A 17,282-nucleotide genomic window follows, 5' to 3' on the forward strand; every position below is an offset into this window, starting at 1 on the left:
GCGGTCGAGCTTAATGGCAGGCACCGTATGTTACGGTTTGGCTGCTTGCTGCCTCTCGTTCAAATGCTCCGCCAGATACTTCACGATGCCGTCCTCCGCGTCTTGGGAGTACTGCCAGACCATCGCGCCTCCGAGATTCTTACTCTGGATGTAGGCCACCTTCTCCTTCAAGGCTTCTTTATCCTCGTAGCTGATGAAAGTATGGCCATCATAGAGGTAGGCGGCTTTGGCTTTGTTGTCGAAATAACGCGTGAAGCCATTTTTGTTCAGGTAGGCTTTCTCGATCTGCTTGTAGTTGAGGTTCACCTTGTCGATGTCGATAGGCGTTCCGGGAGCGAAGAGGCCGTCCTTGGTACCCTTGGCTTCTTTGACGTTTTTCCAGCCGTACGAATAAGCAGGCACGCCGAGCAGCAGCTTCTTGCTGTCGATATCATGGTCCAGATACATCGAGATAATGCCATCAATGGAGTGTTTGGATTTCCCTTGACTGTCCCCATACAGATTGGAGTTAAAGCCTGTGGTGTCGGACCACTTGCCTGTCAGGTCGTAGGTCATGACGTTGATGTAATCGACGTATTTCTCCACTTTTTTGACCTCGACATTTTGGAAATACCAGTCCTGGGTCCCAGAGGCAAACGTCAGCAGATATTTCTTGTTTTTGTGAGGCAGCCTGTAGAGCTTCTCCCGCAGTTCCTTCATCAGACTGGTGAAATTCTTCGTATCCTCCGGGCTCGCTTTCTGCGTATTCCAGGCATGGAACGCCGGATACTCCCAGTCGATATCCACGCCGTCCAGGTCCAGTTCCTTGACCAGGTTGATAATGCTCTCGGTGAAAAGGTACCGGTTGCCGTCCAGCGAAGCGTCGGAGAAGCCGTCTGCCCCGTAACCGCCTACGGCCAGCACCATCTGGGTCTTCGGATTCGAAGCCTTCAACTGCTTGATGTTATCTTTGATCTGGTTGTTGGTTGTACTGTTTTCATGGAAATAGAGATCCGTTCCTTTGATCTTGGCAAAAGCGATAAACGCGATATCCACGCCTTTCTCCGATAGTTTGATGTTTCGGTAATCCTGCCAGGCCTCCACATATACTGCGGTGATTTTCCGGTCTTCCGCCGCGGAGATCTGATAGAAATAGAGACCCATGCCAGCAAGCAGCACCACAATGAATATTTTCGTATATATCGTTATTCGCATCGTCCTTTAACCCCGCCCGCCGAATAGAATGTAGGTTGCCGTTTTGCTTAGGTTCAGCACCTTGACGGTGATGTAGCTGATGGCGAAGATAATGGAGATATTCACGATCAGACTGAGGGAGGCTTCCAGGAACGTGGCCTCGACCTCGGTTCGGCCGGATAACATCATCTCGACCAGCAGGTGAATCAGATAGATGCTGAAGCTAGCCCGGGAGACCGAGCTGATCAATTTCTGGATTTTATGGTTCACGTGATCGCTGATCGCCGCTTCCTTCTCCTTGAAGAAGATAAACAACCCGACAGCCATGAAGAAGGTGGTGACGGAATAGTTCCCGTAAAACATCTCGTCCAGGACACCGCTGCGCAGCGAGACAAAATAGGTGGCCACCGGCGTGATAAAAAACGAGATGATGCCCAGATTGTATAGGATGTTTTTGGCTTTGAGCGGCAGCTCAAAATGGAAGAGATAGTATCCCAGGATAAAATAGCCGAGGAAACCCATGAAGAACGGGATGTTCATGATCGGAATGTTGATGTATTGATCCGTTGCACGGAATACGGCATCCGAGATGAAGCGATAGGCGATACTGACGATGAACCAGAGGAGCAGATAATACCGCAGATCCTTTTCGCTGCAGGATTTGATGAATTTGCTCATCAGCGGCACCGTCATATAGATGGCAATAATGGCGTACAGGAACCACAGATGCACATAATTCCGGTCGGTCAGCAGCCGATAGCCGAAGTCAACAACGAACTCATAGGCATTCAGCTTGCTTCGCATCAGATAGTATTGATTGTACAAGCCATAAATAAGCGACCAGGTCAGAAGGGGAATGAGCAGCGGTACGACGCGTTTGGTATAGAACTCCCGGTAGGATGTAATCTTTGTGCGCAGGATCATTGCTCCGCTAATCATGAAGAAGACCGGAACGGCAAAGCGGGATATGGAGTTGAACCCGTTGCTGATCCACCAGGAGGAGGAATGGAAATCATTCGTGCTGGTGAGCACCTCCGCTGTGTAGTGCAGGATAATGACGGCAACAATGGATAGAATTCTTAGAATATCGACATAGATAATTCTTTTATTGGGAACCATGCTGTTTCAGGCAGCCTCCTTCACCATAAGTTAATTCGATCCTGCGGCAATGTTCTGGCTGATGGCAGCTACGCCTTTGCGCTCCACGAAGCCCCAGCCCTCATCATTGTCAAAATATTTGAACGTCCCCGCAATGTTAATGTACAGCAGCAAATTTCGATAGGTTAACAGCTCCGCTTGGCTGAACAAGAACATCTTTACATAATCGGAGAATGTATAGGTGCTGCCATATTTACGGCATAAGTACAGGGCGATGATGATCTGTGCCGCATTCAGCAGCACGCTCATCAGCAGGAAGATGATCGCATGCAGGATGTTCCCGCCAACGATCAGGGTCTGCCCCAGATAAAATATCGTGGTAAACGCCGAGAGCGTCCCCAGCATAAATCCGTCAATCGCAAAGAACAGGCTCACGCTGACGCTGAATTTCCGGGACAGCCTGGACCAATAGATGAGAATGCAGTCAATGAACGCCTTCTGCCAGCGAATGCGCTGCTTATAGAAATTCGGAAGATTCTCCGGACATTCGGTATAGCATACCGCTTCGGGGGCGTAGACGAGTTTTTTCTTCAACTGATTGGCTTTGATGTACTCGTGAATTTTCAGCGTAATGTCGATATCCTCCCCCACCGTGCTGCGGAAGCCGTTAACATGAACGAGAACGTCTTTATAAAAGGCGCCAAAGGCGCCTGAAATCACCACGATGGAATTAAAATACGATTGCGTAAGCTTGCGGACGTAGAAGCCGTGCGTATAATTGATGATCTGGCTCTTAATGAGCCCTCTTCCGCGGAACTTTTCAACGATGGCACCGTTCTTATCCCGTACGGCACCTTGTACAATTTTGACGGTACCTCCCAGCGCAATGATGTCGTCATCGTGAAAATATTGATTCACATACATGAGCGAATCGCCCTCCAGCATGCTGTCCGCATCCAAGGTGATCACGATATCGGAGGCGGCATAATCGATGCCCGCATTCAGCGAGTCCGCTTTCCCGCCATTGACCTTATCAATAACGTAAATATGGCGGTATCGACTCGAGCGATAGAATCCTTTTATGGGCTTGTAAGTCAGTTTACAGTCTGCCATCCTGGCATCCGGCTCCAAATCCAGGAGTTCGTCAAGCGCGGATAACGTCCCGTCCTTGGAGCCGTCGTTAATGATCATGATTTCATAGTTGCTGTAATGCAAGCCGGCCATGGCATCGATGCAATTCCGGATCGTCAGCTCCTCGTTGTAAGCGGGGACGAGCACAGAGATTGATTTTTCGGCGAGATCGGGATTCAGCTTCTTCACCTTGCTGCATAACAGCGGGATGAACGTATACAGGGTTTGAAACACGAGAAATACGCCGGCTAATCCATAAAAAAAGTACTGCAAACTCCTCACTCCTCTCTTCTCTGTCTCTCTTTGTAATGAAGACCAGTATGGTGCGCCTACTCTATGGGACTTGGATTAGGTATGCGCTGTTTCTATAGCAAGCAATGTCAAGGGATAAAATTCAGGTTTAAAGGGATAATATCATCCATTTAAAACCTTTAATTACATATAAACCCATATGACACTCTATGTAATAAACTATCGTAATTGGCTCATAAATGTAAAACCGCTCTATGGAGCAAGAAAACGAATACATAGATGCTTTTCGAGAGCAGTCTCTGTTTTGGTTCGACTTTCTATATTTTAGGAGGCTAAAGCGATTTGGCATGGTAGCCCATGGAGAACAAGGATTCAAGGGTATCGTACTAATAGGAGGATTTCATGCATTGAAAAAAGCCATAACCAAGTTGAGCCTAAGCTCGCATGGTTATGGCTTCTAAAGGTTGCAGCGCCCCGTGCTGCACCTGAGAGGTTGTCTGGCACGTAACTACATAAAGTCGTAAAAGTAACGGATGAAATGAAAAAAGATCGGTGAGGTATAGGTCAGGCTGTCGACCCGGCTCAAATAGCTTTTTTTCAAGGCATCGAATCGCCCGTCATCCCCGATTAACAAATCGCGCTTCAGCACCGAAACCGTCAAGCTGCCGAAGAAGCCGCCGAGGCTGATCAGCATGCCGGACAGAAGGCCAAATGTCGAGCTGAGCGGCGTCAGATAGGGATAGATGAGATAGGAGCTCGCGGTGGTTACGAGAAACGCGCAGGCAAAGCCTTCCCAAGTCAGATTCGGGTTCGAGGTCGGCACGATTCTTCGTTTGCCGAAATAAAGGGAGGCGATCGTGTGCACCACATCGTTCAGCTGCGTTAAGACGACGAGAAACAGCACCAGCCCTGCTCCATACTGGGGCGTGGCAAACTGGAAATAGGCCAGGTGGCTGAGACCGAACACCATGAGCATCAGGCCCCATTGGGTTGAGCTGACGCTGCGCATAAATCCCACAGTGCCTTTATTGATCAATCGCGGAAGCGGCAGCACCAGGAATACATAGATCGGAATAAACACGATAAACATCCCGTACCATTCGATGTAGATCCAATAGAATTGGACCGGTATGGTTAAATACGCCCACAGAAATAAGCGACGATCGGCTTTTCGTGTTTTGATCATCGAGAAATATTCTTTGAGCGTAAAGAAGGTTAACACCATAAGGGATAGCAGGGAAACCACCGGATTCAGAAGCGTCGCCAAGCAGAAGATGACCAGCATGCCCCACCAGGTTTTGATGCGAAATCCGACTTCGGTATAGTCGATATTCGGCTGCGTCTTGCTCATCACGTAATAGAGGAGCTGGATGACCGATAAGACGGAGAATATCAGGATTAAGGTTAAAAGCGAGCTGTCCATATGCCTATCATCACCAACTTGTCACGGGTATCATTCTTGTTCTACTAAAGGAATCATATGTTATTATGAAGGAATAATTCAATATGAATAAGGGGAAATTTCGTAAATGGTAGACGATCAATCGGTCTTTATACTGCTTACCAATACCGGAACGCTCTTTACGAAAGTCATTCAGGGCTACACGAGAGCACCTTACAACCATGCTTCGATATCCTTTAACCGGGAGCTGTCGGAGTTATATAGCTTCGGGAGAAAGAATCCGAACAACCCTCTGAACGGCGGGTTTGTAAAGGAGGATTTGAAGACGGGAACGTTCAGCAAATATCCCAACACGACGTGCGTCATCTATGAGCTTCAGGTATCGGAACGCGACATCGCGAAAATGAAGCGGGTTCTGCAGGCTTTTATCCGAAAGGACAAAAAATATTTTTATAATATATTGGGCGTCCTGGGCATCGCGCTAAAGGAACCGATCGAATTCAGCAATTCCTACTTCTGTTCGCAATTCGTGGCGGAGATTCTGCAGCGGTCCGGAGTCAGACTATGGGATAAGCTGCCCGCCTTGGTGACGCCGGACGATTTCCGCCAAAGCGAGCGCCTGCAGCTGATCTATGAAGGGAAGCTGAGCGAGTATGAGCCCTGAGTCTGTAACCAGATGATATCGGGCTTTTTTGTTGCTGGTGCAGGATGACATGAATTGGCGGAAGCCTTGCCCAACAATAAATGCTGGCTACTAAGCGAGTGTTATTATAAAATGGAATTGAAAATGAAATCGAGTTTCATCTAATGGAACTGTGATAATGATGGTCTGGATTTCGCTTATAACTTGGATGGGAGCGTGGTTTAGGATGAACAGCAAGGAACGGTTTTCGAATCGCGTCGATTCGTACACGAAGTATCGCCCGAGTTATCCGCAAGAGGTCATGGATTATTTGTACGATACGGTAGGATTGGACGGCAGGATTGCCGATGTGGGTGCCGGGACGGGGATATTCACGAAGCTGCTGCTGAAACGGGGGAGCCGCGTTACGGCCGTGGAGCCCAATCAGGCGATGCGGGAAGCTGCCGAATCGGACCTTGGAGGCGAGCCCGGCTTTCGAATGGTCTCGGGTTCAGCCGAAGCGACGGGGCTGCCTGATCAATCGGTGGATCATATCGTGAGCGCCCAGGCTTTTCATTGGTTTGACCGTGACGCGGCCCAATCGGAGTTCCGGCGGATCCTGAGACCGGGCGGGAAGGTTGCCCTGATATGGAATTCCAGGCTCACGCAGGGAATGCCGTTCCTGGAAGCGTATGAGCAGCTGCTCCTAACCTATGGCACCGATTATAAAGAAGTGGATCAGAAGAACATTGCGCACGAAACGCTGGCTGCTTTTTTCCGGGCAGGGGACATGAAGGAGGCAAAATTCTTCAATCGGCAGACGTTTGATTATGAGGGATTATGCGGCCGTTTGCACTCGTCCTCTTACGCTCCGCTGCCGGGGCATCCGAGCTACGATCCGATGTTGAACGAACTGCGCACGATATTTGAACGGAATGAGCAGGATGGCTGCGTGTTTTTTGATTACGAGACGAAGGTGTACTGGGGAAAGGTTTAAGCCACACCTTCTATTCTGGCAGAACTTCCGCCGGAACGGAAACGAACTAGACTACAGGCTTTCATCATGGAACGGGAGGTTCAGCAGCATGAACAAAACAGATCGGATGCTGGCTATCGTGCTTGAGCTTCAGCAGCGTAAGGTTGTGCGGGCTGAAGATTTGGCGTCCATATTCGAGACGAGCGTCCGGACCATCTACCGGGATATCCAGGCCCTTAGCGAAGCGGGCGTACCGGTGATGGGAGCTCCCGGGCAAGGATACTCGTTAATGGCGGGGTATTTTCTGCCGCCGGTCATGTTCACGGCGGAGGAAGCGGTGGCACTCCTCATCGGAACGGATTTCATCGAACAACGCTTTGACGCAGGATATGGTTTGAAAGCTCAGGCTTCCCGCAAAAAGATAGAGTCTATTCTGCCGGAGCCTGTCCGTGCAGATGCCTCCCGGGTTCGGAAGACCATGCGGCTGATTACTCCCGGTAACAAGGCAACTTCAGGGGAAGAGAAGGATTATGTTGGAATGGTTCGCCGCGCCATACTGGAAGAGCGTAAGGTTGAATTCCATTATGTGAAGAAAACGCCCGATTCCAAAGGCGACCGAAAGAGCTTTCGGTCGGCAGCTCCTTATGGGCTGGCATTTCTTCAAGGTTCATGGACATTAGTTGCCTGGTGTGACCTCCGGCAAGGCATTCGTCATTTTCGGCTGTCCCGTATGAAGGAACTAAGGGTCCTTGAGGAGCGTTTTGAGATGCCGCCGCATTTTAACTTGGAGGACTATCGACCTCCAGATGACCGTAACCTGTGGGTTCGGATTCTGGTAAATCCCGAGATTGCGGATCGAGTTAAGGAAGCAGGCAATTATTACATGGAGACAGTGGAAGAATGCGAGGACGGGCTGCTTGTGAGCTTTCGCATTCGCCGGCCGGAGGAGATCATGCAGTGGGTGCTCGGCTGGGGATCGAATGTCGTTGTCCTTGAGCCGGAATCCTTCCGTGACCGGATCCGCAACGAAGCGGAAAAGATGTTAAAACGCTACTGACATGACGTTGTCAGTAGCGTTTTTATATATTGGGTACAAAGACGATTAAGGGAGTGGTTGATATGAATACAACGGAAGTTTTGCAGCGGTTTGAAGAGACGGTGCAGGTTTATCTGCAGGAGCTGGATGGCTTCAGCATGGAGGAGCTAAAGTACAGACAGGCAGCGGACGAGTGGTCGATCGGGCAAATGTATCAGCACTTGATTCAATCTGCGCTATCCATGCATCTGCGAAATATTGAGTTATGTTTAAACCCGACCGGGGATGCACCCGCCTCTCCAACGGGAAAAACGGAACAAGGTATGGCGATATTCGAACAGGGCAGTTTCCCACCCATCCGCATTCAGGTTCCGCCGTCTCCTCAATATACGCCGGAGCAGCCTGCAACCAAAGAGCAGTTGATGCAAGGTTTGGATACCGTCATCCAACGAATGAGACAAACCGAGCCGAAGCTAGGTGAAGCATCCCTGCAGCATACCGTCCCCCATCCGAGGTTCGGAGGATTGCATGCCCAAGAGTGGTTTTTGCTCATCGAGATGCACTACCGTCATCATTTTCGGCAGCTGAATCGGTTAAAACAGACTTTAGAGCAGCAGCGTGTATGATGACATATCAGGCTATGGCTGTGGAATATCAGGACGTGACGCTGGGAGAAGACTTTTTTGGTGGAATAGCCAGGTAACCGCCGGGCGGCTCCAGACGCTGGATCCGCGGCAGTTCTCCCAGGATAACAAAGGACCCGTTCCATACATGGATACCCGGTGCAGGCAATTATCGAGCAGGAACGTGTACGATCCTCATCTGCCAATTCATTGCCAAATCACTCATCCCATTGATGGTAAGTCGGAACGTTCCTCCTGGGAGCTGAGTGGACAGTTTCGCTACTCCTTTCGGGGTAAGGGATATGCTGATTCCACTTCTGTCGTTGATGATGTTGTACATGAAATCTTCCTCAAGGATTAATGGGAAAATATCGATTGAGTTGCTGCTAAAATCATTATTTCCTGAGTAGTCAACAAGAATCGACAAAGGAATCGTGTCACTGTATGAGTAGACAAGTTCATTTGACATGAGGGTGAATGTTCCCTGGCTGCTGTCATAGGTGGCTTGGGTCACCGTTGGTGGCGTAAAGTCGAATGTAACAGGCAATTCGACGCTGCCGGTTTCCTTGCCGCTCTCGATGATTTTAAAGCGAAGCGATGCCGTGGAGTTCTCCTGAGCGCCAAAGATCGGTTTAACCGTTATACCGTTTGGAGACTCGCCCGATACCTGTACAAGGGACGGATCCGAAGACTCGATCTCGATATGGCCGACAACTTCATTGTCTTGAAGTATGTTCATTTCTAATTTGCCTTGGTTGTATTGATAATCGATCTGTGCGTTGCTTCCGTCACGTTTGACCTGGATCAGTTTCTGGATGCTCCGTTTATTATAGGTATCATCCACGCTTGTATAACCGGAAATAACGGTATGGGTGCCTTGTATTTTGGGGTTGAGAACAAAGGATGCGTCTTGGGCAAGCGATACCGTTAACGGCTTAACCTGAAGGCTCCGGAAAACTCCCATAAAGGAAGAAAGACCGTTATAACCTTCAGCGAGACTCTGGGGCGTTGCATCCGGATTCTCAGCTGCGGAAGAAGCGAATTGAATCGCCCCGTTAAGGCTTTCGACCGCATGTTGCGGATATTTGCCCAACGTGTTTCCGATCTCGGCGCTTTCCATGAGTGTCGTGGCTTCCTCAATCAGATCGTCCAGCATTTCCTTTACGTTGTCCGGCAAATAGGTAACGGATGCGGGACCTACGACGGGGGAAATTTTCCCCGTGAGGCTGCGGACTGATGCACCAGAATCAAGAGGGTTAAAAGCTGCCTTAACGGATCTCCCCAGCGGCAACGTCTCCGCAAGCGTGACTTCCACCTTATTCTCTATGATGCGTACACGTTCTATGGCTTTCGGGAATTTTAGAATTCCATCCTCGGTATAGACGGAAAAGTCTTCAACCGCAGGAACGAACAGAGGATTCAGGTTTTCGTTATAGGCAAATACAAGGGTGCGTTGATCGGAAAAATAAAGGGTAGGCTGTTCCATAACCCGTGCCTGCAGCACGATTGTAGAGGTAGCCGCAGATACGTTGCCTGCAGAATCCACTGCGTAGACTTTATAGTCGCCCACGGCCAAATGGGTGGTAGCTATGGCGGTTTCCGCATTGGCGGATATGACGGTTGCCTTGTTAGCGAGCTTCTGGGCAACCAAGGATTCCAGTTGGGCTTTGGTATTGGCCGTCTGTGAAGCGGGAACGAGATACACGGTGCCTGATTCGGAGCTTTTAACGACGACGTGCAGATCAGTCATGACCGGAGAGGTTGAAACCATGGTCACCGTAGGCGGTGTCGTATCGGATTGGCTGGGCGTGCCCGGATTGCTTGGAGCGGTAGGAACGCCGCCGCCGGAATTGTTGTTGGTAGATGGTGGTGGCACAGGCTTTTCAGTGGATGGAGGAGGTGTTGGATTGCCTGGCTTCGGGGCCGGATCGGGAGTTTGAGGGAGCTCTTCCTTGGCTTTTAGGAAACGGCTTGTCACTAAGGCCACGGATTGCCTGTCCGCACTGCCTGCAGGATTAAACGAGCCGTCCGTGCGGCCATTGATTAACTGCAGCTCGATAGCCGCAGCAACGGCATCCTTGGCGTAGTTTGAGATCGAGGCTGCATCGTTGAAATTCAAATTACCCAGCTCGGCAGCCTTTCCGCTTGCATCTACGCCGAGAGCCCGGATGAACAGGACGGCCATATCCTGGCGTGACAGGTTCTCACCAAAGCCAAATTCCCCATTTCCCTGGCCTTTGATTAAGCCGGCTTTGGCTGCAGCCTCCACGAATGTGTAAGAATAATGAGTGGCCGGAATGTCGCTGAATGTTGGTGACGGAGGAACCGATGATACATCCAGGGACAACGCCTTGGCCAGGATAATGGCAAAGTCCTGTCTGTGAATCTTACCGGTAGGATCAAACGTGCCATTGCCTTTCCCGTTGATGATTCCTTTGTCGACCAGCTCCAGAATGGCATCCTTTGCATAGGAATTGGAGATGTCCTTAAGCGATGTCGGAGCTCCGTACGCTGGGAAGGCGCAAGCACTCAGCAATGCCGCTGTGGTCATCATTTTTACGATTAATTTGTGTTTCAAGCATGTTCCCCCTTGTTTTGATGAATACTGTAATCCAGCTGTTTCGCTGGATTCGTGATTCTATAATATAGTTCCAGGTTCTGGGTTGGCAATCACTTTTTCCAGACTAAAGCACTAGTGAATCTAATACAGAGAATCGGGGACGATTCCTTCCCATTTATGGGGGCGTATACGGGAATTTTCTTGCAAGAATATGGTTTGAGACCCGCTCGGCCCGGGTACTGGTACACGAGTGAACAATGAGTCGAAAGGAGCGGATAGTCGTGGAGGTACATGTCAGATCATTTTTCGTGAATGATGATGGAGAGGTTCCCAACAATCCCGATCTGCCCGTCATTGTGTACAATGGGGTATTCGCGGATGACCCGAGCGGGCTGGAGGCAGCCTTTAACCGGCATCACTGGAGCGGCAGCTGGTCAGGCGGCGTATACGATTACCATCATTATCACAGCAATACGCACGAAGTCCTGGGCGTGCGATCCGGAAGCGCGACGGTCCTTGTGGGCGGCGATGCAGGGGAGCGGCTGGAGCTTGCTACAGGTGACGTGATCGTCCTGCCGGCGGGCACTGCACATATGAAGCTTACCAGTACGCCCGACTTCGAAGTGATCGGTGCCTATCCCGAAGGGAATACGCCGAATATGAGGGAGCGGAACCCGACGGACCGGGCCCAGGCGATCAACGAAATCCGAAGCGTGCCTGTGCCGGATACGGATCCTGTCTTTGGAGAGGAAGGTCCACTGCTGCATAAGTGGGTGAAATAACATAAGAATGAATGCGATATTATGAAAACGAAAAGACTTCCTCCTGCCGCGAACAGACGGGAGTCTTTCTGCACGTCACAACAGCTTATACATTCGCCTTCATGCTGGTTCACGCACGACCTCTGCAATGCTTCCTACTCCACCCTCTGCGCAAAAATCCTGTACGGTCCAAACCTTTTGGAAATTGTAATGCACCCGTGCCCATGCTATCGTAAGGGATAGAAGGTCAAGTTGCAGTCTTCTCATTATTGCTACCGGAGGTGCAGGTTATGAAAGCGCTGTTTATTGGAGGAACGGGAACGATCAGCTCGGCGATTACGAGGCAACTGCTGGAACAGGGGTGCGAGCTTTACCTGTTGAATCGGGGAAATCGAAATGACGTTCTGCCGGAAGGTGCACATATTTTGCAAGCCGATATCCATGACGAGGGTCGTGTAGCACAGCTGATTCAGGATCTTGAATTTGATGTGGTGGCTGATTTCATTGCCTTTGAACCGGCCGATCTGGAAAGAGATTACCGTCTGTTTGCGGGCAAAACCAAGCAATTCATCTTTATCAGCTCCGCTTCCGCCTATCAGACGCCACTATCCGATTATCGCATTACGGAAGGCACGCCTTTATCCAATCCATACTGGGCCTATTCCAGGAATAAAATCGCTTGCGAAGACTATCTGATGAAGCAGTATCGGGAACATGGCTTCCCGGTAACGATCGTAAGGCCTAGCCATACGTATGATGAGCGGTCCATTCCACTCGGCGTGCACGGCAGCCAAGGAAGCTGGCAGGTCGTGAAGCGGATGCTGGAGAATAAACCCGTCCTCATTCATGGGGATGGAACGTCGCTGTGGACGTTGACGCACAACACGGATTTTGCAAAAGGCTTCATTGGTTTACTGGGCAATATCCATGCCATTGGGGAGTCGGTGCAGATCACATCGGATGAGTCGCTCACCTGGAATCAAATATACCAAATGATTGCCGATGCCCTTGGCGTGCAGTTGAACGCGGTCCATGTGTCTTCCGAGTTCCTGGATGCCACGAGCACGCAGGACTTCCGCGGCTCGTTATTGGGAGACAAAGCGAATACCGTTGTGTTCGATAACAGCAAGCTGAAGCGGCTGGTGCCCGATTTCGTAGCAACCACTCGCGCCGATCAAGGAATCAAGCAGACGGTGGACTATATATTAGCGCATCCGGAGCATCAGAGGGAAGACGAAGAGTTTGATCTATGGTGCGATAAGGTCGTTTCGGCATTGGAGCAGGCAAAGTCCATTATCACGGGGGAAGCGAATAATAGAATACTAGCAGAATAAATATAGAGAGGGCATCCAATTAGGGTGCCCTTCTTGTCTTTCAGTACAAATACATATGCTGGATTACAGCGGCAGATCACGTTTTCGAAATAACACGACGGCCAAACCGAATGCGATGAGGCCGATGGCGGCTAACACGAGGGAGGTTACCGTGGAATCCCCCGTCCCGTTTACGATATCACCAGGCTGATAGAGAGAGAAGAGGGTAAGGTTGCGCATCCATTCGATCTTCTCGCTGAATTTACTGATCACATCCAGACTGAAGAACCCAAACGTAATCAACCCGGAAATGCTTCGTGCCTTCTTCTCGTCATTACAGAGCGAGGACACGAGAAAACAGATGCTGGAGATGGCAAAAAAGAGCAGGAACGCCGCTGCGTTCATCTGGATGAATCGGGCGGTATTAAATTCGTAGGAATCCCCCAGCAGCCAAGCGCTTCCGGCGAATCCGGCCAACGTCGTGACAGCCAAGATAAGGAAGAGCCCACTCGTCATAACCATGGCCTGCGTGAGCGCCACTTTCCCTCTTGTCGTCGGGGCGGACAGCAAATAGGCCATCGAGCCCTGATCGACCAATTTGGCCATAAGCTGGGTCGTCAGCTGCACGCAGACGATAGCCAGGATAAGAACCAGAATTAATCCGTAATATTCCCCGGAGATAAAAGCTTCCGCTGTACCGAAGCCATTGAGGCCGAAGGCTTTTCCGACGCCTTCCGGCATCGACGCGACCAGATCATCGATGGCTCCTGTGTTCTTGGCAATGCTGGGATATAACCAGAACATCAGGAGGATATAGAAAGCGGACCCGAAAGCGTAGTTCATCAAGCTTTTCATATAGACTTTCATCATCTGTTTATATAAGGTGACATTCATTCCGATATCCCCTTCCGATCATAATAGTTCATGAAAATATCCTCGAGGTTCTGGGTGAAGACGTCGATACTGCGCACAGGGTATTTGCCCGTCTCTTGGATAAACTGATCGTAGTTGCCCTGGACGGCTACCCTCACCCGATTGCCTTCATAAGATTCGATAAGCAGCCCCGAGCTCCGGAAGGCCTCGGCATCGCTTGGATGCACGAAGTTGACTTCGAACAGCTTCCGCTGCATGGATTGCAGCTCATGGATGTCCTTAACGGCTATGATGCCCCCGTCCTTGATAATGGCGGCTCGGTCACAGGTTCTCTCGATTTCCTGAAAGCTGTGGGATGACATCAAGAATGTTGTACCGCGGGCTTTCTCCTCAAGAACGATCTCAATAAACACCTTCTGCATCAGCGGATCGAGTCCCGAAGTGGGCTCATCCAGGATAATGACCTTGGGATTATGCATGAAGGCAGCGACGATCCCGACCTTTTGTTTCATTCCTTTGGACATTTTACGAATCGGGGTCTGAACATCGAATTGTAGACGATCGATCAATTGATTCCGCTTGGACAAGTCCCGGATCCCCTGCATATCGGCCATGAAATCCAGAAAGGTCTTTCCGGTCATCCCTTCGATAAAGGAAATTTCTCCTGGCAGATATCCTACATCCGATTGAAACTTCCCTTGTTCCCTCCAGGTATCCAGTCCATTCACCTTGACGTATCCCTGATCCGGCTTCATAAAACCCATGATGTGCCGAATCGTCGTTGATTTTCCGGCGCCATTCGGCCCTAAAAAACCAAAAACCTCGCCCGGCTCGACCGAAAATGATACATCGAAGATGCCCCTTCCGTTGGAAAATGTCTTCGTCAAATGTTGAACGGTTAACATGCCGCCACCTCCGGAAAATAAAAAATGAAATATTATAGATCGGATATTTCATATGTTATAATATACCTGGCTTGTGGTATCGTCAATGATTTCATGAAATTAATTTACGTATAAATTTCATTAATTACATAATTAATCTTAGGAGTTAGGATGAAGGGAAATGAACGGTTTTGAGAAAAGAGCGAATCTGATCAAAGAGAAGATTATGAGAACCACCTTGGAACTGGTCCGAACCTCGGAGCTGAAGCGGATTCGGATTGCCGATATATCCAAGGCAGCCAAGGTATCACAGGTGACGATTTATAATTACTTCGGCAGCAAGGAGGAGCTGCTGCGCGAGGTATTTCGCAACTATTTTGATAAGGCGATCCGGGATTTTGAGGAATATATGAGCGAAGGCCATTCCTTGAAGGAGAAGATCGAGCACATTATTTTTCTGGAGAAGGAGTCCTACAGTGATTTCCCGCCCGGATTGATCAAAGAGTTGTTAATCGATGACGAAGAATTGGCCCGTTATATGGAGGAGCAGTACAGGAACAAAGCCATTCCGCTCACCATCCAGATTATTGAGGAGGGCAAGGACAGCGGTGAGATTTCACCGGAGGTGTCGACGGACCAAGTCCTGGCTTTTATTCAGCTGTTCATGAATCAATATGAATCGATTCTGGCTATGGCCCAGCAAAGTGATGATATGGACGGCTTCCTGGAGGGAATCGTTCATATGTTCTTCTACGGTGTCTGCGGGAAGAAATAGTCCTCGTGTAAGACAAGTACTTGGCCAGCATAGGTTTCTAATATAGGGTATAGTTAGTATAAAACGAATGGAGAATACGAAACGATGTCTACTTTGCCGAATTGCCCGAAATGTAATTCTGAATATACATATGAGGATGGGAACCTCCTGGTTTGCCCGGAATGCGCTCATGAATGGGCCTTGGGGTCCGAAGCGGAGCATGATGAAGATACGAAGGTCATCAAAGACGCGAACGGAAATGTCTTGGCTGACGGCGATTCCGTAACGGTCATCAAAGATCTTAAAGTAAAAGGCAGCTCCTCTGTGTTGAAAATAGGCACGAAAGTGAAAAATATACGTTTGGTCGATGGCGATCACGATATCGATTGCAAAATCGATGGATTCGGGGCTATGAAATTGAAATCGGAATTTGTTAAAAAGATATAAATAACCAGAACGCAGTCCAAATATTCACCTGTATCATTGTAATCTTTACGGGTGTGTATATGCTCATCGGAAGTCTGTTAAGACGCTAGAGGTTCCAGCGACGAGCGATTATTTCACGGTTGGTTCTAACAGCGTCTCCGCGAGCAGAGGAAACAGATTATCAAAAGCATGCGTATTCCCATCAAACACATACCCTCCCGGATATGAGGGATCTTGGCCTCGGAATTGGATCATTCGATCATGCAATTGCCGGGCCCAAGGGAGGTCATTGGATTTCAACGCCAGGATAATAGCCAGGCCGTAAACGCCAGGCGATTCATATGCCGCGTCGGGCTTTCGTGTCTTCCGGTTGTAGCGGCCTACCAGCTGCTGATTCTGCTGGAATTCTCCCTTCAGGAATTGCATGAGCTCCTTGGGCGGCTGATCCATCTCCGCCAGATGGATGCCAACGATCAGCTGGTCAATCAGATTGACCGATGCGTCATACTCATATCGACCGGAGCCGATCTGATAGGTTTTGGGATAGAATACACCGTCGGAAGGCATGTGGGAGAGCAGATCCTGATACTGCTCATACTCTTGGCGGGACAGGATTCCGTTATTCTGCATTTCGCGCAGTGCCGATATGTCCGCGTAGACCAGGCTCAACACGGCTGCCGATTCATTTCGCTTAAAATCATGATAATCTACTAAATATCCTTGGGTTTGAGCGGAGGCCTGCAATGTGGAGCCGATCTCCTGCGCCAATTGAAGGTATTCTTCATCGCTCCAGCGCTTGAACGCCTTCAGCAGGGCGTCGAGAATTCGAAGATCATCACCCAGCGCATTGGTCGTTACCTCGGATTCACCGTCCGGCGTAAGCTTCCACCGGATATAGGGTTCCGGCTCCTGATGGAGAAAATAGGTGGTGAGAAGCTGGACGCTATCGTCGAACCGTGATCGATCACCGGATATGACGGCGTACAGCATCCAAAGCCCAAGTGACTCGGATAAAGCTTCCCTTCCGGCAACGATGTCCGGGTGCTCGGAGGAAGCGGGCTTGAGATAGGTGGCAATGGTACCATTATCGTTGGTCATATGCTCTTCAATGAACGCTGCTGTCACGTCGGGATTCTCCTTGCTGTGGATGATAGAGTAGGCTATGAAGACGATGCCGGTAAAAGCTAGAACGGCGATGATAGCAAGAATGGCTTTCTTGCGGTCAGAAATCCAGGTTGTCATAGGTTCACCTCGAACATACTTATTCTACGCTTTTGTTCCTAAAGCCTTTAAGAAGGCCGGGGGACGAATAATTATAGCTTCTCGGACCATCGTTTGTTTATCCATAATAAAAGGCCGTACCCGATGTTTACAGAACAACGGGTACGGCCTTTTCTT

17 protein-coding genes are annotated in these 17,282 nt (G+C 49.7%); 8 read left to right on the top strand and 9 right to left on the bottom strand.

The window, feature by feature from the left end:
- Positions 1–30 precede the first annotated feature (30 nt).
- The 4 genes from ACETK5_RS28240 to ACETK5_RS28255 all read right to left on the bottom strand — a co-directional run bounded on the left by ACETK5_RS28240 (position 31) and on the right by ACETK5_RS28255 (position 5,077).
- On the bottom strand, positions 31–1,194 hold the full coding sequence (locus ACETK5_RS28240) for a glycoside hydrolase family 18 protein (RefSeq protein ID WP_394059255.1): 1,164 nt from the start codon (positions 1,192–1,194) through the stop codon (positions 31–33).
- Between the two features lie 6 nt (positions 1,195–1,200).
- Complete coding sequence (locus tag ACETK5_RS28245) at positions 1,201–2,292, bottom strand: acyltransferase (protein ID WP_100541227.1); 1,092 nt, start codon at positions 2,290–2,292, stop codon at positions 1,201–1,203.
- A gap of 30 nt (positions 2,293–2,322) precedes the next feature.
- Positions 2,323–3,675, bottom strand: a complete 1,353-nt coding sequence (locus tag ACETK5_RS28250) for a glycosyltransferase family 2 protein (RefSeq protein ID WP_394059257.1) — start codon at positions 3,673–3,675, stop codon at positions 2,323–2,325.
- A 487-nt stretch (positions 3,676–4,162) separates the two neighbouring features.
- On the bottom strand, positions 4,163–5,077 hold the full coding sequence (locus ACETK5_RS28255) for a phosphatidate cytidylyltransferase (RefSeq protein WP_326118565.1): 915 nt from the start codon (positions 5,075–5,077) through the stop codon (positions 4,163–4,165).
- A gap of 106 nt (positions 5,078–5,183) precedes the next feature.
- Here ACETK5_RS28255 and ACETK5_RS28260 point away from each other — a divergent pair, with 106 nt between their 5' ends.
- The 4 genes from ACETK5_RS28260 to ACETK5_RS28275 all read left to right on the top strand — a co-directional run bounded on the left by ACETK5_RS28260 (position 5,184) and on the right by ACETK5_RS28275 (position 8,316).
- A complete protein-coding gene (locus ACETK5_RS28260; RefSeq protein ID WP_009591201.1) occupies positions 5,184–5,720 on the top strand; it encodes a hypothetical protein in 537 nt (178 codons plus the stop codon).
- 205 nt (positions 5,721–5,925) lie between these two features.
- Positions 5,926–6,675: a class I SAM-dependent methyltransferase gene (locus ACETK5_RS28265; protein ID WP_100541224.1), complete on the top strand. Its 750-nt coding sequence runs from the start codon at positions 5,926–5,928 to the stop codon at positions 6,673–6,675.
- Between the two features lie 88 nt (positions 6,676–6,763).
- The gene (locus ACETK5_RS28270; RefSeq protein ID WP_100541223.1) at positions 6,764–7,711 is read left to right on the top strand and encodes a helix-turn-helix transcriptional regulator; all 948 of its coding nucleotides are present in this window, start codon (positions 6,764–6,766) and stop codon (positions 7,709–7,711) included.
- 62 nt (positions 7,712–7,773) lie between these two features.
- Positions 7,774–8,316 (top strand): DinB family protein, encoded by a 543-nt coding sequence (locus ACETK5_RS28275; RefSeq protein WP_100541222.1) that lies wholly within the window; start codon positions 7,774–7,776, stop codon positions 8,314–8,316.
- A 28-nt stretch (positions 8,317–8,344) separates the two neighbouring features.
- Here the strand turns inward: ACETK5_RS28275 and ACETK5_RS28280 are convergent, their stop codons facing one another.
- Entirely contained in the window at positions 8,345–8,482 is a 138-nt protein-coding gene (locus ACETK5_RS28280; RefSeq protein WP_165789781.1) for a hypothetical protein, read from the bottom strand.
- Positions 8,483–10,891 (bottom strand): S-layer homology domain-containing protein, encoded by a 2,409-nt coding sequence (locus tag ACETK5_RS28285; RefSeq protein ID WP_100541221.1) that lies wholly within the window; start codon positions 10,889–10,891, stop codon positions 8,483–8,485. It lies immediately after the preceding gene.
- Positions 10,892–11,154: 263 nt separating this feature from the next.
- Here ACETK5_RS28285 and ACETK5_RS28290 point away from each other — a divergent pair, with 263 nt between their 5' ends.
- Together ACETK5_RS28290 and ACETK5_RS28295 are read left to right on the top strand one after the other, a co-directional pair.
- Positions 11,155–11,655, top strand: a complete 501-nt coding sequence (locus ACETK5_RS28290) for a cupin domain-containing protein (RefSeq protein WP_100541220.1) — start codon at positions 11,155–11,157, stop codon at positions 11,653–11,655.
- Positions 11,656–11,924: 269 nt separating this feature from the next.
- Positions 11,925–12,968 (top strand): SDR family oxidoreductase, encoded by a 1,044-nt coding sequence (locus tag ACETK5_RS28295; RefSeq protein WP_100541219.1) that lies wholly within the window; start codon positions 11,925–11,927, stop codon positions 12,966–12,968.
- A 63-nt stretch (positions 12,969–13,031) separates the two neighbouring features.
- Here ACETK5_RS28295 and ACETK5_RS28300 read toward each other — a convergent pair whose 3' ends face one another.
- The gene (locus tag ACETK5_RS28300; protein ID WP_100541218.1) at positions 13,032–13,841 is read right to left on the bottom strand and encodes an ABC transporter permease subunit; all 810 of its coding nucleotides are present in this window, start codon (positions 13,839–13,841) and stop codon (positions 13,032–13,034) included.
- Positions 13,838–14,725 carry an ABC transporter ATP-binding protein gene (locus tag ACETK5_RS28305; protein WP_100541217.1) on the bottom strand — a complete coding sequence of 296 codons (888 nt, stop codon included), beginning with the start codon at positions 14,723–14,725 and terminating at the stop codon, positions 13,838–13,840. The genes ACETK5_RS28300 and ACETK5_RS28305 overlap by 4 nt, the downstream gene beginning before the upstream one ends.
- Positions 14,726–14,885: 160 nt before the next feature.
- Here ACETK5_RS28305 and ACETK5_RS28310 point away from each other — a divergent pair, with 160 nt between their 5' ends.
- Both ACETK5_RS28310 and ACETK5_RS28315 read left to right on the top strand, forming a co-directional pair.
- The gene (locus ACETK5_RS28310) at positions 14,886–15,479 is read left to right on the top strand and encodes a TetR/AcrR family transcriptional regulator (protein WP_100541216.1); all 594 of its coding nucleotides are present in this window, start codon (positions 14,886–14,888) and stop codon (positions 15,477–15,479) included.
- A gap of 84 nt (positions 15,480–15,563) precedes the next feature.
- Positions 15,564–15,905 (top strand): zinc ribbon domain-containing protein YjdM, encoded by a 342-nt coding sequence (locus tag ACETK5_RS28315; RefSeq protein ID WP_100541215.1) that lies wholly within the window; start codon positions 15,564–15,566, stop codon positions 15,903–15,905.
- 108 nt (positions 15,906–16,013) lie between these two features.
- On the opposite strand, the gene ACETK5_RS28320 is transcribed toward ACETK5_RS28315, so the two are convergent.
- Complete coding sequence (locus ACETK5_RS28320; RefSeq protein ID WP_100541214.1) at positions 16,014–17,126, bottom strand: glycosyl hydrolase family 8; 1,113 nt, start codon at positions 17,124–17,126, stop codon at positions 16,014–16,016.
- Positions 17,127–17,282: the final 156 nt, after the last annotated feature.

The sequence above is a fragment of the Paenibacillus ilasis genome (assembly GCF_043195395.1).
Lineage (GTDB): Bacteria > Bacillota > Bacilli > Paenibacillales > Paenibacillaceae > Paenibacillus_AQ > Paenibacillus_AQ lautus.